The sequence below is a fragment of the Micromonospora sp. NPDC048169 genome, from assembly GCF_040652815.1.
Taxonomy (GTDB): Bacteria; Actinomycetota; Actinomycetes; order Mycobacteriales; family Micromonosporaceae; genus Micromonospora.
Genome location: NZ_JBEZMS010000014.1, coordinates 127,607 through 147,321, shown reverse-complemented (window position 1 = coordinate 147,321; position 19,715 = coordinate 127,607). Strand labels below are relative to the sequence as shown.

At 73.6% G+C, this 19,715-nt stretch carries 19 protein-coding genes and 1 pseudogene; 15 read left to right on the top strand and 5 right to left on the bottom strand.

The genetic code is table 11. The features are described 5' to 3' along the window. A pseudogene (locus AB0D28_RS15350) lies at positions 1 to 201 on the top strand (hypothetical protein); the annotation flags it as partial. 116 nt (positions 202 to 317) lie between these two features. Then, positions 318 to 794: a hypothetical protein gene (locus AB0D28_RS15345; RefSeq protein WP_357386143.1), complete on the top strand. Its 477-nt coding sequence runs from the start codon at positions 318 to 320 to the stop codon at positions 792 to 794. A 23-nt stretch (positions 795 to 817) separates the two neighbouring features. Here AB0D28_RS15345 and AB0D28_RS15340 read toward each other — a convergent pair whose 3' ends face one another. Continuing rightward, on the bottom strand, positions 818 to 1,900 hold the full coding sequence (locus AB0D28_RS15340; RefSeq protein ID WP_357386131.1) for a helix-turn-helix domain-containing protein: 1,083 nt from the start codon (positions 1,898 to 1,900) through the stop codon (positions 818 to 820). Positions 1,901 to 1,953: 53 nt separating this feature from the next. Here AB0D28_RS15340 and AB0D28_RS15335 point away from each other — a divergent pair, with 53 nt between their 5' ends. Beyond that, the gene (locus AB0D28_RS15335; protein WP_357386129.1) at positions 1,954 to 3,249 is read left to right on the top strand and encodes an MFS transporter; all 1,296 of its coding nucleotides are present in this window, start codon (positions 1,954 to 1,956) and stop codon (positions 3,247 to 3,249) included. 3 nt (positions 3,250 to 3,252) lie between these two features. Here the strand turns inward: AB0D28_RS15335 and AB0D28_RS15330 are convergent, their stop codons facing one another. Genes AB0D28_RS15330 through AB0D28_RS15320 form a run of 3 tightly spaced genes read right to left on the bottom strand, consistent with a single transcriptional unit; the run spans position 3,253 to position 4,831 of the window. Then, entirely contained in the window at positions 3,253 to 3,978 is a 726-nt protein-coding gene (locus tag AB0D28_RS15330; protein WP_357386127.1) for an RICIN domain-containing protein, read from the bottom strand. Positions 3,979 to 4,035: 57 nt separating this feature from the next. Then, complete coding sequence (locus tag AB0D28_RS15325) at positions 4,036 to 4,320, bottom strand: DUF427 domain-containing protein (protein ID WP_354865186.1); 285 nt, start codon at positions 4,318 to 4,320, stop codon at positions 4,036 to 4,038. Between the two features lie 10 nt (positions 4,321 to 4,330). Next, positions 4,331 to 4,831 carry a YbaK/EbsC family protein gene (locus tag AB0D28_RS15320; RefSeq protein ID WP_357386125.1) on the bottom strand — a complete coding sequence of 167 codons (501 nt, stop codon included), beginning with the start codon at positions 4,829 to 4,831 and terminating at the stop codon, positions 4,331 to 4,333. Positions 4,832 to 4,925: 94 nt separating this feature from the next. Between AB0D28_RS15320 and AB0D28_RS15315 the strand changes: the two genes are divergently transcribed. From AB0D28_RS15315 to AB0D28_RS15265, 11 genes are all read left to right on the top strand, one after another. Continuing rightward, positions 4,926 to 6,311: an FAD-binding oxidoreductase gene (locus tag AB0D28_RS15315; RefSeq protein ID WP_357386123.1), complete on the top strand. Its 1,386-nt coding sequence runs from the start codon at positions 4,926 to 4,928 to the stop codon at positions 6,309 to 6,311. Further along, a complete protein-coding gene (locus AB0D28_RS15310; RefSeq protein WP_357386122.1) occupies positions 6,308 to 7,651 on the top strand; it encodes a class I SAM-dependent methyltransferase in 1,344 nt (447 codons plus the stop codon). The genes AB0D28_RS15315 and AB0D28_RS15310 overlap by 4 nt, the downstream gene beginning before the upstream one ends. A gap of 91 nt (positions 7,652 to 7,742) precedes the next feature. Next, positions 7,743 to 8,303, top strand: coding sequence for a helix-turn-helix domain-containing protein (locus AB0D28_RS15305; protein WP_357386120.1), 561 nt, complete (start codon positions 7,743 to 7,745; stop codon positions 8,301 to 8,303). Next, positions 8,296 to 9,123: an SRPBCC family protein gene (locus tag AB0D28_RS15300; protein WP_357386118.1), complete on the top strand. Its 828-nt coding sequence runs from the start codon at positions 8,296 to 8,298 to the stop codon at positions 9,121 to 9,123. Before AB0D28_RS15305 ends, AB0D28_RS15300 begins: the two co-directional genes overlap by 8 nt. A gap of 78 nt (positions 9,124 to 9,201) precedes the next feature. After that, positions 9,202 to 9,435, top strand: coding sequence for a zinc-ribbon domain-containing protein (locus tag AB0D28_RS15295; RefSeq protein ID WP_357386116.1), 234 nt, complete (start codon positions 9,202 to 9,204; stop codon positions 9,433 to 9,435). Between the two features lie 260 nt (positions 9,436 to 9,695). Further along, a complete protein-coding gene (locus AB0D28_RS15290; protein ID WP_357386114.1) occupies positions 9,696 to 10,766 on the top strand; it encodes a hypothetical protein in 1,071 nt (356 codons plus the stop codon). Continuing rightward, a complete protein-coding gene (locus AB0D28_RS15285; RefSeq protein WP_357386112.1) occupies positions 10,763 to 12,268 on the top strand; it encodes a hypothetical protein in 1,506 nt (501 codons plus the stop codon). The genes AB0D28_RS15290 and AB0D28_RS15285 overlap by 4 nt, the downstream gene beginning before the upstream one ends. 270 nt (positions 12,269 to 12,538) lie before the next feature. After that, positions 12,539 to 14,731, top strand: a complete 2,193-nt coding sequence (locus tag AB0D28_RS15280; RefSeq protein ID WP_357386141.1) for an EAL domain-containing protein — start codon at positions 12,539 to 12,541, stop codon at positions 14,729 to 14,731. A gap of 130 nt (positions 14,732 to 14,861) precedes the next feature. Continuing rightward, positions 14,862 to 15,494, top strand: a complete 633-nt coding sequence (locus AB0D28_RS15275) for a hypothetical protein (RefSeq protein ID WP_357386110.1) — start codon at positions 14,862 to 14,864, stop codon at positions 15,492 to 15,494. A 107-nt stretch (positions 15,495 to 15,601) separates the two neighbouring features. Continuing rightward, positions 15,602 to 16,360, top strand: coding sequence for a MerR family transcriptional regulator (locus AB0D28_RS15270; protein ID WP_357386108.1), 759 nt, complete (start codon positions 15,602 to 15,604; stop codon positions 16,358 to 16,360). Positions 16,361 to 16,386: 26 nt separating this feature from the next. After that, positions 16,387 to 16,671 carry an antibiotic biosynthesis monooxygenase family protein gene (locus AB0D28_RS15265; protein WP_030501927.1) on the top strand — a complete coding sequence of 95 codons (285 nt, stop codon included), beginning with the start codon at positions 16,387 to 16,389 and terminating at the stop codon, positions 16,669 to 16,671. 59 nt (positions 16,672 to 16,730) lie between these two features. On the opposite strand, the gene AB0D28_RS15260 is transcribed toward AB0D28_RS15265, so the two are convergent. Further along, positions 16,731 to 18,272, bottom strand: a complete 1,542-nt coding sequence (locus AB0D28_RS15260; protein ID WP_357386106.1) for a gluconokinase — start codon at positions 18,270 to 18,272, stop codon at positions 16,731 to 16,733. Between the two features lie 263 nt (positions 18,273 to 18,535). On the opposite strand from AB0D28_RS15260, the gene AB0D28_RS15255 reads away from it, so the two are divergent. Beyond that, positions 18,536 to 19,690 carry a hypothetical protein gene (locus tag AB0D28_RS15255; protein WP_357386104.1) on the top strand — a complete coding sequence of 385 codons (1,155 nt, stop codon included), beginning with the start codon at positions 18,536 to 18,538 and terminating at the stop codon, positions 19,688 to 19,690. The last annotated feature ends 25 nt before the right edge of the window (positions 19,691 to 19,715 follow it).

Here is a 19,715-nt window from a genome sequence, read left to right as displayed (position 1 = left end):
GGCTGGGGCACGGTGGAGCAGATCACCGACCCCGAGTACTCCACGACCGCGTTCCTGAAGGGTCTCAAGCAGGTCGACGGCTGGAAGGACATGCCGCTGACCAAGGCCGCCCAGACCGTCCAGGTGTCGGCCTACCCGGACCACTACGCCCAGTGGGAGCAGCAGGCCGCCGACCTGGTCGCCGAGCACTGGAACAAGTAAGCGAGACAGGCCGGCACCCCGAACGGGGTGCCGGCCTTCACGCGTCCGGGTGAACCGGCCACGGTAGCCGGGGTGCCCGCGGTGCCGACGAGGGTTGGATGCGGGGCATGGACGAGGTGGACGCCCCGGCGCTGCGGCAGGCGTACGACGCGTTGTTCGCGGAGATCGACGCGGGCGGGTTCGGGCCTCCGCCGGAGGGGGATCTGAGCGCGGAGCAGATCGTGGCTCACCTGGCCGCCAACGACGAGCTGATGAGCGAGGCGACCGAGGCGGTGCTGGCCGGTTCGCCGTTCGCCTACTACGACCTCGACACCATCCACCGGCCGCAACTGGACGCGCTGGTCTCCGAGTGCGGCGGGCTGGACGGCGTGGCCGCGCTGTTCCGGGCCACGAGCCAGAAGCTGTGCGCGTTGGCCGAACGGCTCGGCCCGGCGGCGGAGACGCCTGTGGACACGGTTTTGCGCGAGGGTTTCGACCTGGACGTGGACGACTCGCTGCCCTGGGGCAGAGCGCTGGATCTGCACATCCGCGTGCACCTGCCGCTGCATCTCACCCAGCTCCGCGCCCTGCGCCGCCAGCCCCACCTTGCCTGAGGATCAGGCCGGCAGACCGCCGATCATGCAGGTGTGGCAGTGGACAACTCCGACATGCCAGGCCTTCCAGGTGCCACAACTCCAAGATCGACGGAAGCTGGCGGGGGTGTGGGCGGGGCGGGAGACGGGCGGAACGTGCGGCGGTAGGCGGTGGGGGACACGCCGACCCGGGCGTGGAGGTGCTGGCGCAGTGCGGCGGTGGTGCCGAAGCCCGCGTCCCGGGCGATCCGGTCGACGCTCAGATCAGTCGTCTCCAGCAGCAGCCGGGCGTGTTCGGTGCGTTGCTGGAGCAGCCACTGCGCCGGGCTGAGCCCCGTCTCGGAACGGAAGTGCCTGGTGAACGTACGGACGCTCATCCGCGCGTGCGCCGCCATCTCGCGCAGCGCCACCGGCTCGTGCAGCCGCTGCCGCGCCCACTCGCGGGTGGCGGCGGTGCCGTGGTCCGCGCCGCGTGGCACCGGCCGTTCGATGTACTGGGCCTGCCCGCCGTCACGCCACGGCGGCACCACGCAGCGCCGGGCCGCCCGGTTGGCCACCGCGCTGCCGTGGTCGGTCCGTACGACGTGCAGGCACAGGTCGATGCCGGCGGCCACGCCGGCCGAGGTGAGCACGCGACCGTCGTCGACGAAGAGCACGTCGGGGTTGAGCCGTACGCCGGGGTGCAGGCGGCGGAAGCGCGACGCGTACGCCCAGTGCGTGGTGGCGGGGCGGCCGTCGAGCAGGCCGGCGGCGGCGAGCACGAACGCGCCGGTGCAGATGGACATGACGCGCGCGCCCCGGTCGTGCGCGGCCCGCAGCGCGTCTGCCACCTCGGCGGAGACGATCCCGTCGTGCATCGGCGGGCCGCCGTGGATGCCGGGGACGATCACGGTGCCGGCGCGCTCCAGCAGCTCCAGGCCGTGGTCGGGGAGGACCTGGAAGCCGGCGCTGCTGCGTACCGGCAGCCCGCCCGGGGTGCAGGTGGCCGCCGCGTAGAGCGGGCTGCCGTCGTCGGTACGGCCGGCGCCGAAGACCTGGGCCGGGGTGCCGAGGTCGAGCGCCACCACGCCGTCGAGGGCGAGGACGGCGATCCGGTGCGGTACAGACATGGCCCGATTATTGCGCATGATGTCTTTCCGGCCACTCGTCCCCCGCAACCGCCCGGCCGGAGACTCGGCTGGTGACCCGATCCCGCCCGCATCCGGCCTGGCTCGTCGCCGCCGTCGCCTTCGTGGCGCTCGTCGGCGCGGCCGGTTTCCGCGCCACGCCCGGCGTGTTGTTGCACCCGCTGCACGCCGAGTTCGGCTGGCCGCTGGCGACCATCTCCGCCGCCGTCTCGGTCAACCTGCTGCTGTACGGCCTCACCGCGCCGTTCGCCGCCGCGCTGATGGACCGGTTCGGCATCCGCCGGGTGGTGGCCGGCGCACTGTTGCTGGTGGCCGCCGGCAGCGGCTTGACCGTGGGGATGACCGAGAGCTGGCAGCTCCTGCTCTGCTGGGGCGTGCTCGTCGGGCTCGGCACCGGCTCGATGGCGCTGGCGTTCGTGGCGACGGTGACCGGGCGCTGGTTCGTCAGGCGCCGGGGCCTGGTGACCGGCGTGCTCACCGCCGGCGGCGCGGCCGGGCAGCTCGTCTTCCTCCCGCTGCTGGCGGTGCTCGTGCGCGACCACGGCTGGCGCACGGCGGCACTCGTCGTGGCCGGAGCAGCGCTGGCGGTCGTACCCCTTGTGGTGTGGTTGTTGCGGGAGCATCCGGCGGACCTGGGGCGGCCCGCCTACGGCGCGACCGAGGTCGTGCCGCCGGCCCGGCCGGAGGGCGGCGCGGCGGCGCGGGCGGTCGGCGCGCTCGCCGCCGCCGCGCAGACCCGGGCGTTCTGGCTGCTCGCCGGCGGTTTCGCGATCTGCGGGGCGACCACGAACGGCCTTGTCGGTACGCACTTCGTGCCGGCCGCGCACGACCACGGCATGCCGGAGACCACAGCCGCCGGGCTGCTCGCCGTGGTGGGGCTCTTCGACATCGCCGGCTCGATCGCCTCCGGCTGGCTCACCGACCGGGTCGACGCCCGGCTGCTGCTCGGCGCCTACTACGCGTTGCGCGGGGCGTCGCTGCTGGTGCTGCCGAGCCTGTTCGCCGGCTCGGCCCGGCCGAGCATGCTGGTCTTCATCGTCTTCTACGGGCTGGACTGGGTGGCCACAGTGCCGCCGACGGTTGCGTTGTGCCGGGAGTGGTTCGGCGCGTCCGGGGCCGTGGTGTTCGGCTGGGTGTTCGCCGCGCACCAGTTCGGCGCCGCGTTCGCGGCCACCGGCGCGGGTCTGGTCCGGGACCGGCTCGGCGACTACGCGCCGGCCTGGTACGTGGCGGGTGCGCTGTCGATCGGCGCGGCCGGGCTGTCGCTGCTGCTGCGCCGCCGTGCCGCCGGGGAGCCCGCGTTCGCGCTGCCGGTGCCGGCCCGGCGGGCCTGGAGCTACCGGGGCTGACCGTCAGCCGGCCGCCCACTGCTGCTCGGCGGCGCCGCCGCACGGCGCCTGCTCCAGCTCGCGCCCGGCCTCGGTGCCCGCGTCGTCGACCTGCGCGCACTTGCCGCTGTGCACCGCGACCAGCAGCGCCGCGCCGTTCCCGGCCGGCTGGAACCGCCACTGCTGGTTGGCCTGCCCGTTGCAGGACCACTGCTGGATGTCGGCGCCGTCGTCGGTGCTGGCCTCGTTGACGTCCAGGCACTTGCTGCTCGCCGCGTTGACGAGCAGGTAGGTGTCGTTCGTGACCGGCGTGACCACCCACTGCTGCTCCGGACCGCCGGTGCAGTCGGCGAGCGCGGCCTGGGCGCCCTCGGCCTCGTCACCTGTCACGCCGAGGCAGCGCCCGGACGGCACGCCCCGCAGCACCTTCGGCGTGGCGACTGGTGCGGCCGGTGTGGTCGGCGCCGCGCTCGGCGAGGGCGACGCCGAGGTCGGGGCGGGCTCCGCCGTCGGTTCCGCGCCCGGCTCGCTCGGCTCCGCTGTGGGCACCGCAGCCGCCGGCACCACCGGCCGCTCGCCACCGCCGCCGAGCACGCCGGTGGCGAAGAAGGCCCCGAGGAGTACGCCCGCCACGCCGACGCCCAGCGCGACCCGCATCAGCGGGTCCTGGGGCAGCCGGACGCCTCGGACACCACGGGCGCGGCGGGCACCGTAGACGGTGCCGGACGGGTCGGAGTGCGGGTCGGCCATGGGGGCATAGTGACCCACCGGGGCCGCCGGGTGCCAGTCGCCCGGCGGCACGGTGACTCAGTCGACGACCCGGACGTCCTTCCAGAACGCCACCCGGTCGCGGACCATCTCCGCCTCCGGCTTGGGATCGGGGTAGTACCAGACGGCGTCCGGGCTGGTGGCGCCGCCGTGTTCCAGCGTGTAGTAGGAGGCCGTGCCCTTCCACGGGCAGACCGTGTGGGTGTCGGACTCTCGGATCAGATCCTCGCGCAGCGCGGTACGGGGGAAGTAGTGGTTGCCCTCGACCAGCACCGTGTCGTCGCTCTCGGCGACGACGAGGTCGTTCCAGACGGCTTTCGGCATGTCCTCCACGCTATGCCGGTCGCCGCGCACCGGCCACCGCTGCGCGCGTGGGCTCCTCGTCTGTCACGTCGGCGACGGTCGCGCCGAGCGCGGCCAGCGCGGCGTCCGCGTCGAGCGCGACGGCCAGGCCGTGCTCGCCCGCGCCGAGCGTGACCTCCCGGCCGCGCAGCCGCTCGTCGGCGACCACCGGCCAGGCGGTGGTGGAGCCGAACGGCGTGATGGTGCCGCGCGCGTACCCGGTGGCGTCCTTCGCCGCGGCGGCGTCGGGCATCGACAGCCGGCTCACCCCGAGCAGGGCGCGCAGCTTCGGCCAGGAGATCACCCGGCCGCCGGGGGTGAGCACGAACAGCAGGTCACCCTCGCCGCGGCGGACCACAATCGTCTTGACCACGTCGGGCACCTCGACGCCGCGCGCCGCGGCCGCCTCGGCGAGGCTCGCCACCGGACCGTGGCGGATCACCCGGTACGGCAGGCCGGCATGGTCGAGAGCGGTCAGCGCGGGATTCGCCATGGCGGCCACGCTAACGCGCGCGTCGTCGGCGAGTCGCCGAATGGCCACCGTGGACGTCCCACGAATTTGTCGTACCCGCGCGTAAGGTGATCTCATGCACGCTGTCCGTGATCATGAACGGGCGGTGGACACGCTGCGACGCTCCTACGCCGCGGTGCCCGCCGGGGAACCCGTACGGCTGGCCAAGCAGACCTCGAACCTGTTCCGGCCCCGCTCCGCGCCGCGTACGCCGGGGCTGGACGTGAGCGGCCTGACCGGTGTGCTCGCCGTGGACCCGGCGGCCCGCACCGCCGACGTGCAGGGCATGTGCACGTACGAGGATCTGGTCGACGCGACGCTGCCGCACGGCCTGATGCCGCTTGTCGTGCCGCAGTTGCGCACCATCACGCTGGGCGGGGCGGTGACCGGGCTGGGCATCGAGTCGACGTCCTTCCGCAACGGCCTGCCGCACGAGTCGGTGCTGGAGATGGACGTGCTCACCGGCGCGGGGGAGATCGTCACGACCCGGCCCCGGGGCGAGCACGCCGACCTGCACCGCGCCTTCCCCAACTCGCTGGGCAGCCTGGGCTACGCCACCCGGCTGCGCATCGAGCTGCAACCGGTCCGACGGCACGTGTCGTTGCGCAACATCCGGTTCACCCGGCTGGAGGAGCTGGTCGACGCGGTCGGCGAGGTGGTCGCCAAGGGGGCCTGGGGTGGTGAGCCGGTCGACGCCATGGACGGGGTGGTGTTCAGCCCCGGCGAGGCATACCTGGTGCTGGGCGCGTTCACCGACGAGGCCGAGGGTCCGCCGTCCGACTACACCGGCCAGGAGATCTACTACCGCTCGCTGCGCCGGCGCACCCGCGACACGCTGTCCGCGTACGACTATCTCTGGCGCTGGGACACCGACTGGTTCTGGTGCTCGGCGGCGTTCGGGGTGCAGCACCCGGTGGTGCGGCGGCTGTGGCCGCGGCGCTACCGGCGCAGCGACGTCTACCACCGGATCGTCCGGTTGGAGCACCGGCACCAGGTGGCCGCCCGGGTCGACAGGTGGCGGGGCCGCCCGGCGCGCGAGCGGGTGGTGCAGGACGTGGAGGTCCCGCTGGACCGCACGCCCGAGTTCCTGCGCTGGTTCGCGGCGAACGTGGGCATGACGCCGGTGTGGCTGTGCCCGTTGCGGCTGCGCGAGCCGTCCGGTCCCGGGTCGGCGAAGGGGTGGCCGCTATATCCGCTCCAACCGGGCGAAACGTATGTGAACATCGGCTTCTGGGGAAGCGTGCCCATCGCGGCGGGCTCCGCCGACGGCGACGTCAACCGCCAGATCGAGCGCATGGTGTCGGAGGTCGGCGGCCACAAGTCGCTCTACTCCGACGCGTACTACGACCGGGGCGAGTTCGACCGGCTCTACGGCGGGGACACCTGGCGTGCCGTGAAGGACCGTTACGACCCGGACAACCGACTCACCGGACTGTACGAGAAGGCGGTATCCCGAGCATGAGTCTGACCGACCGAACACCGGGGGCGGCGAGCGCCCCGGCCGGCCCGCCGGCGGGCGGGCGGCGTACCGGACCCACTGTCGCGGAGGTCGTCCGCGCGGTCACCACCGGCGACCTGCCCATCCGGGTCACCGGCTACGACGGCAGCGCGGTGGGCCCGGCCGACGCCGGGATCACCCTGGCGATCCGCACCGAGCGGGGCCTGTCCTACCTGCTCACCGCGCCGGGCGACCTGGGCATGGCCCGCGCCTACGTCAGCGGCGACCTGGGGTTGGAGGGGGTGCACCCGGGCGACCCGTACGAGGCGCTGCGGGTGATCAAGGACGAGGTGCCGCTGCGCGTCCCGGCGGTGGCCGAGGCGCTCGCGCTGGTCCGGGGGCTGGGCTGGGAACGGCTGCGTCCGCCGCCGCCCCCGCCGCAGGAGGCGGCACCGCGCTGGCGGCGGCTGATGACCGGACTGCGCCACTCGCGTACCCGGGACAGCAGCGTGATCTCGCACCACTACGACGTGTCGAACGCCTTCTACGAGAAGGTGCTCGGGCCGTCCATGACGTACACCTGCGCGGTTTTCCGCAGCCCCGGCGACACGCTGGAGGAGGCGCAGCGGAACAAGTACGACCTGGTCGCCGGCAAGCTGGCGCTCAAGCCGGGGATGCGGCTGCTGGACGTCGGCTGCGGCTGGGGCGGCATGGTCCGGCACGCGGCCCGGGAGTACGGCGTCAAGGCGCTCGGCGTGACGCTGTCGAAGGCGCAGGCCGACTGGGCGCGGGCCGCCATCGAGCGGGAAGGGCTGAGCGAGCTGGCCGAGGTGCGCCACCTGGACTACCGGGACGCGCCGCGCGAGCAGTTCGACGCGATCTCCTCGATCGGGCTGACCGAGCACATCGGCGTGCGCAACTACCCGGCCTACTTCGGCGCGCTGCGTTCCCGGCTCAAGCCCGGCGGGCGGCTGCTCAACCACTGCATCACCCGGGCCGACAACCGGGCGCCGCACCGCTCCGGCGCGTTCATCGACAGGTACGTCTTCCCGGACGGCGAACTGGCCGGGCCGGGCCGGTTGATCAGCGAGATCCACGACGCCGGGTTCGAGGTGCACCACGAGGAGAACCTGCGGCAGCACTACGCGCTGACGCTGGCCGGCTGGTGCCGCAACCTGGTCGGGCACTGGGACTTCTGCGTCGGCGAGGTCGGGCCGGGCACCGCGAAGGTGTGGGGGCTCTACATGGCCGGCTCGCGGCTGGCGTTCGAACGCAACGGCATCCAGCTGCACCACGTGCTCGCCACGCACAACGGCCCCGAGGGGGTGAACGGGTACCCGCTGCGTCCGGACTGGACGCCCTGACGCGACGTACCGACGAAAGGCCGCGCGGACCGCGCGGCCTTTCGTGGAAGTCATTGACAAAGAAGTTTTGTATGTACAAACTGATTTTGCCATGAGAGACGTCCTGTACCTGGAACAGCGCGAGCAGGCCGAGGTCCTGCTCAAGCCGCAGCGCATCGAAGTGCTGCGGCAACTGGCCGAACCCCGCACCTGCACCGAGGTCGCGAGCCGGCTGGAGCAGACGCCGCAGCGCGTCTACTACCACGTCAAGCAGCTCGTCGCGGCCGGGCTGGCCGAGCAGGTGGCGCAGCGGCAGGTGCGCGGCATCACCGAGGGCATCTACCAGGCCGCAGCCCGGTCGTACTGGCTCTCGCCCCGCCTGGTCGGCCGCATCGGCGGCACCCGCCGGGCCCGCGACGAGCTGAGCCTGGGCTACCTGCTCGACCTCATGGAGGAGGTCCAGGCCGACATCGCCGCGCTGGACCGTGCCGCCCCCGAGCTGCCGTCCATCGGCGTCTCCGGCGAGATCCGGGTGCCCGCCGAGCGGCGGCAGGAGTTCCTGCACGACCTGCAGACGACGCTGCGGGACCTGTTCACGCGCTATGGCGGCGCCGAGGGAGACGCCTTCAAGCTCGCCGTGGCCTGCTACCCGAAAGGCGACACGCATGACTGAGCCGATGACCATCCGCGCCCGCCTCGCCGCCCCGGTGGCGACCGTCCGCCGGGCCCTGACCGACCCCGCCGAGCTGCGCGTCTGGCTGGCCGAGCACGTCGAGGTCGAGCTGCCCCGGCGGTACGAGTTCTGGGGCCGCTACACGCCCGACGGCGACGCGCCACACCAGCGGCTGCTGCACGTCGACGACCGGACGCTGCGCTTCGCGTGGACGCTCGACGGGGTGGAGACCACCACCGAGTTCGAGGTGGAGCCCGACGGCGACGGCACGATACTCACGCTGCGGCAGAGCCACTTCGACTACGCGGAGGCGATGAGCGGCAGCAGCATCCGGGGGGTGCTCCAGACGTACTGGTACCTGGCGATCGCCCACCTCAACGATCACCTGGACGGCCGGCCGCTGCTGCCGCGTACCGACTTCACCTCCGCCGACCTGCGCGGCGAGACGGTCATCGACGCGCCGATGGACAAGGTGTGGACCTCGCTCACCGACTCGGAACAGGTCACCGCCTGGTTCGGCTTCCCGATCGGCGTCGAGCCCTGGGAGGGCGGCCGGTACGCGATGGGCGGCCTCGACGCCGGTGAGGCCGCGAAGGTGTTCGACGTGACGCCGGGGCGGGCGCTGTCCATCGACTGGGGGCCAGTCGGCGTGACCTCCTGGGAGCTGGCGGAGTCCGACGGAAAGACGAAACTGACGTTCGTGCAGTCCGGCTTCGACGAGGGCAACCCGCCGTACGCGGCCTGGTGCGGCAACGTGGCCGGGTGGGCCGAGCTGCGCCGCTTCCACGAGGTGCCCGACTGGCACCCGATCTGGCTGTAAGGAAGGGCCCCCTCTTAACGCCTCCGGTAGAGGAGGGGGCCCCTTTTAACACGGACCTCGGGTGGGTAATGCCGGGCGATGTTCTTCATCTTCGGGCTGCGCACCAAGGTCGTCCGGTCCGGCGTCGTCACCGAGGTCTGCCGCAACTGCGGCAACCAGGCCGCCCAGGTGATCACCCGCCGGGTCACCAAGTTCAGCCTCTTCTTCGTCCCGCTGATCCCGCTGCGCACCCGGTACGCGCAGCAGTGCACATTCTGCGGCGCCCAGTACGACATCTCGCGCGCCGAGGCCCAGCGCCTCCCGGTCGGCTGACAGTGACCCGCTTTCTCTGCTGGCTGATCGGCCGGCAGCCGGTCACCCCACCCGCCGTGCCGGTGCACACCGCCGCCCGTCCGCCCTGCACGCCCGGCCGCCGGCACCGCCGACGGCGCCGTCCGGTCGCGGGCGCGCAGTCGCCCCGCTCGCCCTGGAACCGCTCCGCCGGCCGCTGACCGACCGGGCCCGGGGTGTTAACAAGGGGCCCGTCCTCTACCGGAGGCGTTAACAAGGGGCCCTTCCTTACACTTCATCGGGTGGAAGATCGGCTGGCACGGATCAGGGGTGGTGGGCCGCCCCGGCGGCACAACGCCCGCACCATCGCCGCGCTGACCGGCAACCCCGGCTGCACCCGCCGCGCGGTGCTGGACAGCGCCGGCGCGGACAAGCCGGCGCTCGCCGAGCGGCTCGGCTTCCCGGCCCGGTTCGGGCAGTCGCGCTTCGCTATCACCCGGGGCAACGCCTTCGAGGCGCAGGTGAAGGCCGACGGTGGCGCACTGTTGCTGCGCCTGGTCGCGGAGCGCCTCGGCGTACCGGTCCCGGCCGAGGCGACCTGGACCGACCTCGGTGCCGACGACGACCGGCCGGAACGCTCCCGGGCGGCGCTGACCGCCGGCGGGAACGGCCCGGCGCTGTTCGACCATCCGCTGCTCGGACTGGACGTGGCCGGGACCCGGGTGCACCTGGAACCGGACCTGGTCGCCGCCCGGCTCGGTGGCCGGTTCCACGTCGTGGAGATCAAGTCGTTCCCGGTGATCGACGGGCAGGCCGACCCGGGCAAGGTCGCCGCCGCCGCGATCCAGTCCGCCGTCTACGTGCTGGCGCTGCGCGAACTGCTCGCCGCCGAGGGACACGACCCGGAGCTGGTGTCGCACGAGGTGGTGCTGGTCTGCCCGCGCGACTTCGCCAACCAGCCGGTGGCCAGCCTGCTCGACGTCCGGCGGCAACTGCTGGTGCTGCGCCGCCAACTGGCCCGGATGGCCCGGGTCGAGGATCTGCTCGCCGCCGTACCGGCGGGGTTCACAGTGGACCCGGCGGCCGATCCGGCCATGCTCGCCGCCGCGCTGCACCAGGTGCCCGCGCGTTACGCGCCTGACTGCCTGGCCGCCTGCGAGCTGGCGTACTTCTGCCGGCACGAGGCGCGCGGGCAGACCGGCGCGCTGGGCCGGCCGGTCCGCGAGGCGCTCGGCGGCGTCGAGGAGGTCGCCGACGTGCTGGCGCTCGCCGAGGGCTCGGCCGCGCCCGAGCCGGAGCAGGCGGAGGCCGCCGCGCTGCTGCGGGCCGCCGCGCGCCTGCGCGCCGACGCACTCGCCGGAAACCCCGCGTGAGTACGCTGCGCGCGCTCGCCCGGGCGCAGGCGGTCGCCACCGGGCGGGCCCAGCCGGTCGCCACCGTCCGACACCTGCACCTGTCCGACCGGCCGCTGGTGCTGGTGCCGCTCGCGCTCGCCGGTGAGGCGAACGCCCCGCTCGCGGCGATGGTCGGCGCCGCGCCCGACGAGGCCCGGCTGCTTGTGGTGCCGCAGCCGCGCAACCGGGACCAGCGGTTCGCCTTCGCCGCCGAACTGGCCGCGATCGTGCTGCCCTACCTGGACGAGTTCCGCGACCTGACCGAGGCGGTTCCGGTCGACCGGGGCCGCGACGTCCGCCACCGGTACGCCGACGCGCCGCAACTGCTGGTGCCGAACCCGGCCGGGATCACGTTCCTGCGGCTGTTCGGCCGTTCCACCCGGTTCCGCCGTACCGACGGCGACTATCCGGTGCACCAGTCGGTGCCGCTGCTCGGGCGCTGGCTGACGTTCTTCGCCGAGCGTGCCGAGCAGCCCGGCTCGTCGGCGCTGCTGGCGCTCACCGACGCGCTGACGCTGCACTGGGCGACCGGGCAGAGCGTGGTGGAGGACCTGCACCTGCCGGCGGTGCTGGGCTGGCTCGACCCGCCGGCCGGGCTGACCGGCGCCGAGGCGGCGGCCCGCGCCGAGGACCCGGCCCGCTGCCCGCCCGCCGGGCCGGCCACCGACCCGGACTTCGACAACCGCAGACTGGCCCCGGCGATCGAGGCGTACACCCGGGCCGAGGACGACCCGGTTGCGCGCTCGGCCGCGTACGACGAGCTCACCGGCCTGCTGCGCGACCAGCTGGCGCCCACCTGGGAGCTGATGTGGCGCGGCGTCGGGCTGCTGCGGACGCTGCCGGCCGGCGCGCGGGTGACCGGCCGGTGGGCCGGTGACCGGGACGCGTTCACCGCGCACGCCGAGCACGTCGACACCGGGGGCGGCCCGCAGCCGCGCCGCGACGGCGCGGTGGCGGCGGCGCTGCGGTTGCAGCGGCTGGAACGGGCGTCGACCGCCTGGGCGGTGCAGCGCGCCTACGACGATCCGCTGGTGATGGCCGAGCACCGGCTGACCGGGGAGGCGTTCGTCGGCGAGGTGACGCTCGCCGACCCGGCGCGGGTGGACGACTCCGGCAGGCGGCCGGTGCTGCGCCCGCGCATCCAGGTGGTCACCACCGAGCCGGTGCCGATGCCGGTGGGCGCGACGCTGTACTCCCCGTCCCGCCCGGGGCAGAAGGCGAAGATCGTGTTCGTGACGCCCGGCGGCGACGGCAAGACCGAGGTGGTGCTCGAACTGTCCGGCGGGATGGGCCGGGGACTGACCGCGCCGCCCGGCACCGTGCCCGAGGTGGGCGAGCGGATCTGCCTGACCAGCCTGTCCGACGGTTTCCTGCCCGGTGGCGCGTTCCCCGCGCCGGAGGAGACACCGTGGACGCACGGCGGGCCGCCCGGCACGGCCACCGCGCCGCAGGACCCGGCCCCGGCGGAGGACTGGTCCTGACCCGCGCGGCTCAGGCCGGCGCCGCCCTCACCCGGGCCGCCGCCGTCCGGTGACCGACATCGACGGACCCTGGCGGCCGTCCCCGGCGCTGGCTAGGCTTGCGCCGTCCGTCGTCCGGTCCTCGTCGCCCGAGGGTGCACGTCTGGAAGAGAGCCGGAGCGCATCGTTGTATTCCAGCACGACGTGAGCCTCGCCGCCGCGGCGCCGGCCCGTCATCCGCTCGCCGGCCGTGTCGGACTTGTCGCGGCCGCCGTCGCCGTACTCGGGGAGATGGCCTGGCTGGCCGCTCGCCTGCCGGGTGCGGCGCTGGTGAGCGACATCGGCGCGATGGCGGTGTCGAGCTGGGCGGCGGTGCTCTGCGTCGGTGCGGCGCGACGCCGGCCGGCCGCGTTGCGCCGGTTCTGGGAACTGCTCGCCGCCACCATGGCCCTCGCCGCGCTCGGACGTGCGGTGTGGACGGTCGAACGGATCGGCGGGCTCGGCCTGCCCCACACACCGCTGGTGGCGGGCCTGTTCGCCGGCGGAATCGTCACCGGCACCGGCGCGCTGCTCTGCTCCCGCACCGGCCCGCGCAGTGTGATCGGCCGGGCCCGCACCGTGCTCGACGGGGTGATCGTCGGGCTGGCCCTGATCCCGATCGGCTGGGTGGTGGTGTTCCACCGGATCACCGACGCCGAGCTGGCCGATCCCATGCGGACGTTCGGGTTGCTCTACCCGATGTTCGACCTGATGCAGCTCACCATCCTGGTGGCGGTCGCCGGGCCGGGCCGGCCGATGTGGCGGGCGCTCACCGTGATCGGGGCGGGCCTGGCGATCCGGTCCGGCGCGGACGCCGTCTACGTCTCGCTGGTCGCACGCGGCGACTACACGCCGGGTCACCCGGTCGACGTCTGCTGGCCGCTGAGCTACCTGCTCGTCGGCCTGGCCACCCGCTACCCGCCCCCGGACGACGGCGACGGTGAGGACGATCTGGTCGACTCGCCGCTGCCGCCGTGGTGGCGGGTCGCGCTGCCGTACCTGCCGGTGGGCGGTGCGATCGTCGCGGTCCTGCTGTCGCGGCAGCCCAGCGGGCAGACCCCGCAGGTGGTCTTCGTCGGCATGATGGGCCTGCTCGGGGTGCTGGCGCTGCGTCAGGGCCTGGCCGCGAACGAGAACCTGCGGCTGGTGGGCCGGCTGCGCCGGCTCGCGTACTCCGACCAGCTCACCGGTCTGCCCAACCGGCTGACGTTCGTCCGGCGGCTGCGGCGCGCGCTGCGCGCGGGCGGGCCGGTCGCCGTGGTGCTGCTCGACCTGGACGGCTTCAAGCAGGTGAACGACAGGTTCGGGCACGCCGCCGGGGACCGGCTGCTGACCGCCACCGCGGAGCGCATGCGGGACGCGGTCGGCCCGGACGGGATGATCGCCCGGCTCGGCGGCGACGAGTTCGCGGTGCTCGTGGCCGGGGAACGCCCGGTGTCGCCCGAAGGGCTCGCGGTGCGGCTGCTCGCCGCCCTGGAACCGTTACCCGGCGAGGAGGATCTCGGCGTCCACCCGTCGGCGAGCATCGGCATCGCCGAGTACGGGCCGCAGCACACCTCGCACACCGACCTGCTCCGTGACGCCGACATCGCCATGTACGCGGCGAAGGCGGCCGGCAAGGCCGTGTACCGCACGTGCACGCCGGAGCTGCGCGAGTCGGCGGTCAGCCGGGCCGAACTGATCGCCGACCTGCGCCGCGCGGTGGACGAGGGTCAGTTGCTGATGGAGTTCCAGCCCATCGTCGACCTGGACACCGGCACGGTACGCAGCGCCGAGGCGCTGGTGCGCTGGCGGCATCCCCGGCTGGGTGTGCTGACCCCGGCGCGGTTCCTGCCGCTGGCGGAGGAGACCGGGCTGATCGTGGCCATCGACAGGTGGGTCATCCACGAGGCGTGCCGGGCCGCGGCCACCTGGCGGGAGCACGCGCCGGACGTGACGGTCGCGGTGAACATCGCCGCCGCCCACCTGTGCCGGCCGGACCTGATCGCCACCGTCACCGGCGCGGTCGGCGCGGCCGGCCTGCCGCCCCGCGCGCTCACCCTGGAACTGACCGAGTCGGCGCTGATCGAGGGCAGCGATTCGGTGCTGGACCGGCTGTCCCAGCTCCGTGACCTGGGCATCCGCATCGCCATCGACGACTTCGGCACCGGGTACTCCTCGCTGAGCTACCTGCACCGCATCCCGGCCACCGAGCTGAAGATCGACAGGTCGTTCGTGTCCCGGCTGGACGCCGGTGACGCCCGCGCGTACGCCACCGTCGAGATGGTGAACCGGCTGGCCGGCGCGTTCGACCTGGCCGTGGTCGCCGAGGGCGTGGAGACGGTCGCGCAGCACGCGGCCGTCACCGCGATCGGCTGCCGGCAGGGTCAGGGCTGGCGGTACGGCCGCCCGGCCGCCCTGCCGGACCTGCTTCCCGCGTTGTCCGGGGCGGGCGCGGACCGCTGACCGGCCCGCCCGGGCGGGGGCCGAAGGTCCCGGACGGGACAGGGGATTCGACCCTGCTCTCGCTGCTCTCCAGCAGCCAGTATGGTCTTCGTTAACCAAACGAACATTATCCTCCACACGGGAGTCAGATATGAAGCGACGGACGCTCGACCTGCTGTTCAGCATCGGTGGGCTGGGCCTCGCGGTCCTGCTGCTCGTCGTCGGCGTCGTCCTGACGACGAACGCCAACTTCGCCAACGACTACGTACGCGACCAGCTCGGCGCGCAGCACATCACCTTCACCCCGGCGGACAAGCTGACCGACGAGGAGAAGAAGGTGGACTGCCTGCGCGAGTACGCCGGCCAGAAGATGACCACCGGCAAGCAGGCCGAGTGCTACGCCAACGAGTACATCGGCCTGCACCTGAAGAACATGGCCGGTGGCAAGACCTACGCCGACCTGGGCGAGCCGCAGAGCGCGCTGCGGGCGCAGGTGGCCCAGGCCGAGCAGAGCAACGCCGCCAACCTGGCCGACCTCCAGAAGCAGCTCGCCGAGGTGAGCGCCCAGCGGGAGACCGTGTTCAAGGGCGAGACGCTGCGTGGCCTGCTGCTCACCTCGTACGGCTTCAGCGAGTTCGGCCGCAAGGCCGAGCAGGGGGCCCTGGCCCTGTACCTCGGCGCGGGCCTGCTGTTCCTGCTCTCGGTCGCCGGCCTGGTGCACGCCTTCCGGACTCCGGCCAGCGCGACCTTCGCCGCTCCGGAGAAGGAGAAGGTCACCAACTGACCCGCACCGACGACGCCCCCGGCCATCCTGGTCGGGGGCGTCGTGCTGTCCGGCTTGACCCTCACGTCGCGGGAGGCGGGAGTCTCGGTCGCGGAAGGGAGGGAACCATGGCGTACACGGTGGGACAGGTGGCGCGGGCGGCCCGGGTGACGGTCCGGACGCTGCACCACTACGACGAGATCGGGCTGCTGCGGCCCAGCGGGCGCACTCCGGCGGGCTACCGCCGCTACGACGAGGCGGACCTGGACCGGTTGCAGCTCATCCGCTACTACCGTGAGCTGGGGTTCCCGCTGGAGGAGATCGCCGAGATCCTGGACGATCCGGACGCCGACCCGGTGGCGCACCTGCGCCGGCAGCACGAGCTGCTGTCCGGGCGGATCGGGAAGCTCCAGGAGATGGTCGCGGCGATCGAACACGCGATGGAGGCGAGGACGTTGGGGATCCAGTTGACGCCGGAGGAGCGGTTCGAGGTGTTCGGTGACTTCGACCCGGACGAGCACGCCGAGGAGGTCGAGCAGCGCTGGGGTGACACCGAGGCGTACCGGCAGTCGCAGGAGCGCGCGGGCCGCTACTCGAAGGAGGACTGGCTGCGCAACAAGGCGGAGAACGAGGACTGGGGGCGGCGGTTCGCCGCGCTCATGGACTCGGGTGCGCCGGCTGACGGCCCGGAGGCGATGGCGCTGGCCGAGGAGCACAGACAGCTCATCACCAGGTGGTGGTACGACTGCTCGTACGAGATCCACACCGGCCTGGCCGACATGTACGTGGCGGACCCGCGGTTCACCGACTACTTCGAGGCGCTGCGGCCCGGGATGGCCGCGTACCTGAACGAGGCCATCCACGCGAACGCGATCACCAGGTCCTGACGGGGGTCCGTGGCAGGATGGCCGGCATGTTCATCGTCGCCGGCACCCTCTACGTCGATCCGGCCCGGCGGGACGCCTACCTGGCGTCCTGCGAGGCCGCCGTCCGCGCGGCCCGTGCCGCGCCCGGCTGCGTCGACTTCGCGGTCAGCGCCGACCTCGTCGAGCCGGGCCGGATCAACGTCTACGAGCGGTGGGAGTCCGACGAGCAGTTGCTGGCGTTCCGGGGCTCCGGCCCGGAGGACGACCAGGTGACGGAGATCCTCGGCGCCGAGGTGCACAAGTTCCGCATCTCCGGCGTCGAGGCTCCCTGACCCGTCGCTTGACGACGACGTCGGGCAGTGCGACCACGGCTGTCACGCCCTTCGGCCGGTCAGCGGGGAGGTGCTGTGGGTGGCGGTTCCGGCGGCAGGCTGGGCGCCATCCGCCGCAGGGACGTGAACGTGGGCACGAGCGCGTCGTACAGCTCGGAGAAGAGGGGGAGCAGGGCGGCGTAGGTGGCGGCGGAGGACGGGTCCGGGTGGACCGTCTCCTCGATCCGGACCAGATCGGCGGCGACCTCGATCGAGGAGATCAGCCCGAGTGCCTGCATGCCCAGCAGCGCGGCCCCGAAACCGGATCCCTCGTGCCCGGCGGGGAACCGCACCGGCATGCCCAGCGCGTCGGCGAGGATCTGCCGCCACAGTGGACTGCGGGCGAAGCCGCCGCTGGCGCGGATCTCGCGTACCTCGTTGCCGGCCGCCCGGACCGAGGCGAGGACCAGGGCGAGCTGCTGGCAGACGCCCTCCAGGGCGGCCCGGACCAGGTGCGGCCGGCCGTGGCCGTGGGTCAGCCCGACGTACGCGCCGCGGGGCAGCGCGTTCCAGTGCGGCGCCCGCTCGCTCAGCAGGTACGGCAGCATGATCAGCCCGCCGGAACCGACCGGCGCCTGGGCGGCCAGGTCGAGCAGTTCCTCCTCGGCGTGCTCGCCCAGCTCCGGCGCGAGCGCGTCGTTCGCCCACTGGAGGACGATCCCGCCGTTGTTTATGGCGCCGCCGACCACCCAGCGGTCCTCGGTGAGCGCGTAGCAGAACACGCCGCCGAGCGGGTCCACGCCCGGGTGTTCCACCATCACCCGCATCGCGCCGCTGGTGCCGATCGAGCAGGCCACGACGCCGGGCCGTACCGCGCCGAGCCCGAGGTTCGCCAGCGGCCCGTCTCCGGCGCCCACCACCAGCGGGGTGTTCGCCGGCAGCCCGGTGGCCCGCGCCGCCTCGGCGGTGAGCCCGGCTAGCACGTGCGTGGTGGGTACGAGCCGGGGAAGCCGCTCCTCGGTGATGCCGGCGAGGCGCAGCGCCTCGCCGTCCCAGGCCAGCCGGTGGATGTCCATCAGCCCGCTGCCCGAGGCGACCGAGTGGTCGGTGACGAGAGCGCCGGTGAGCCGCCGCAGCACGAGCTCCTTGATGCCGACCCAGTGCGCGACCCGCTCGTGCAGCTTCGGTTCCCGCTCGGCGAACCAGACCAGCTTGGGCAGCGGCGCCATCGGGTGCACCGGGGTGCCGGTGCGCCGGTGCAGGGCGAGCCCGGACGGCACGGCACGCAGCCGCTCGGCCTGCGCGCTGGCCCGGGAGTCGGCCCAGGTGATCGACGGGGTGAGCGGGGTGCCGTCGGCGTCCAGCCCGATCAGGCTGTGCATGGCGGTGCTGAACGACAGCCCGGCCACCGGAACGGTCAGCTCGTCGACGACCGCGCGGATCACGCCCAGCACGGCCTGGTGGATGAGTTCCGGATCCTGTTCGGCCCAGCCCGGGTTCGGCTCCTCCAGCGGGTAGCCGATCGAGTGACTGGCCAGTTGCCGGCCGGAGGTGTCGAACGCGACCGCCTTGGAGCTGGTGGTGCCGATGTCCACACCCACCACGACGGCCGGGTCGCCCACCGGTGCACCTCCTCACCGCCGGGGCCGCGTTCACCCCGTTGTCGCGGCTGATGTTACGGACGCGTTCGAGCCCTCGCATTCCGGAACGGGAGCGCGGGGAGGCGGTGGCACGGAACGTGAGAGGACGTGAGAGATTTCGCCGATTGTGGAGGTCAATCAGCCGATCGGTCTAATTGGCGACTTTCGCGTGTCTTCGTACCCCTGCCGGATCGTTGACATGAACGACACCCCGGTTGGTGTGCTCGCGCGGCGGAGGAGTCGGCGTGGCGAAGACTGATTCGACGGGTTCCACATGGCGGTACCGGTGGGCGCACCGGCAGAACGAGCGGCGGCAGCGGGCCTTCCGCGCGGCCGACGAGGCGTGGCGACGCCGCGACGACGAGCTGCGCCGCCTGCGTACCCTCGCGGTGTCCTTCCACGGCTCGGCCCAGGCGGGCGTCGGCCTGCCGATGGAGCTGGCCCCCGGCGAGGTGGTCTTCTGGACGCTGCCGGCCGCGCAACTGGTCGAGGTACGGCACACCGCCGTGCTGCCCGCCCCCGAGCTGACAGTCGACCCCGACCCGCCGGTGCTGCGCCCCCGCCGCCCCGAGGGCGTCAAGGTGGTCGACGCCGGGCTCGCCGTGCTCACCAACCGGCGGCTGGTGCTGCTCGGCGGACGCGGCCGGCGGGACTGGGCGTACGGCCGGATGACCGGCCTGTCCCACGACCCCGGCGCACCGGTCACCCTGATCCAGGTGCTGGACCGGCGGCGTACCTCCGGGTTGCTGCTGCCCACCGGCGCGGCGGCCGACTTCCGGTTCACGCTCACGCTGGCGTTCGCCGACGCGATCGAGCAGCGCGCCGCCGTCGTGGCCGAACTGGACGAGCTGATCGCGGAACACACCGCCGCGCGACCCGAACGTCCCGCCGTGCTCACTCCCGCCCAGGCCCGGATCACCGCGCTGGTGCCGGGCGGCCGGCGCACGGTGGCGGTCTGCGGGGCGCTCGCGCTGATCGTGCCGGCGATGCTCGTCGAGTCCAACCCGCCCACCCGGGCCGGCTCGGAGCGGGCCGCCGCCGCGACCCCGGCGGCCACCGGCACCACACCGCCGCCGCACGTCGCGCCCGCCGTCCGGGTCCGGCCCACTCCCAGTCCCGAGCCGTCGCGCGCCCGCCCCGCGCCGCCGCGCGGCACGCCGCAACCGCCGGTCCAGCGCCGCTGCGGGGCCCCGCAGAACCCCTTCGGGTACGACTTCTGCGGCGGGCAGCGGATCCGGCGTCCGGCGGCCGGGGTGTGCGACTGGTTCGAGTGCGTACCCGGGTTCTGGTCGGATCGCGGCTGGCTGGTGCAGTGCCGCGACGGCTCGGTCAGCCGCACCGGCGGGCAACGCGACGTGTGCGCCGGCCACGAAGGGCTCCGCCGTACCGTCTGGCGGTGAATCCGCTCGCCTCCCGCAGGGGTGC

Coding starts and splice junctions, on each gene's coding strand:
- AB0D28_RS15315 (WP_357386123.1), top strand. CDS start 4,926: ATGCACGCTGTCCGTGATCATGAACGGGCGGTGGACACGCTGCGACGC.
- AB0D28_RS15340 (WP_357386131.1), bottom strand. CDS start 1,900: ATGCGCAATAATCGGGCCATGTCTGTACCGCACCGGATCGCCGTCCTC.
- AB0D28_RS15275 (WP_357386110.1), top strand. CDS start 14,862: ATGAAGCGACGGACGCTCGACCTGCTGTTCAGCATCGGTGGGCTGGGC.
- AB0D28_RS15265 (WP_030501927.1), top strand. CDS start 16,387: ATGTTCATCGTCGCCGGCACCCTCTACGTCGATCCGGCCCGGCGGGAC.
- AB0D28_RS15270 (WP_357386108.1), top strand. CDS start 15,602: ATGGCGTACACGGTGGGACAGGTGGCGCGGGCGGCCCGGGTGACGGTC.
- AB0D28_RS15320 (WP_357386125.1), bottom strand. CDS start 4,831: ATGGCGAATCCCGCGCTGACCGCTCTCGACCATGCCGGCCTGCCGTAC.
- AB0D28_RS15295 (WP_357386116.1), top strand. CDS start 9,202: ATGTTCTTCATCTTCGGGCTGCGCACCAAGGTCGTCCGGTCCGGCGTC.
- AB0D28_RS15300 (WP_357386118.1), top strand. CDS start 8,296: ATGACTGAGCCGATGACCATCCGCGCCCGCCTCGCCGCCCCGGTGGCG.
- AB0D28_RS15325 (WP_354865186.1), bottom strand. CDS start 4,320: ATGCCGAAAGCCGTCTGGAACGACCTCGTCGTCGCCGAGAGCGACGAC.
- AB0D28_RS15280 (WP_357386141.1), top strand. CDS start 12,539: ATGGCCTGGCTGGCCGCTCGCCTGCCGGGTGCGGCGCTGGTGAGCGAC.
- AB0D28_RS15310 (WP_357386122.1), top strand. CDS start 6,308: ATGAGTCTGACCGACCGAACACCGGGGGCGGCGAGCGCCCCGGCCGGC.
- AB0D28_RS15330 (WP_357386127.1), bottom strand. CDS start 3,978: ATGGCCGACCCGCACTCCGACCCGTCCGGCACCGTCTACGGTGCCCGC.
- AB0D28_RS15305 (WP_357386120.1), top strand. CDS start 7,743: ATGAGAGACGTCCTGTACCTGGAACAGCGCGAGCAGGCCGAGGTCCTG.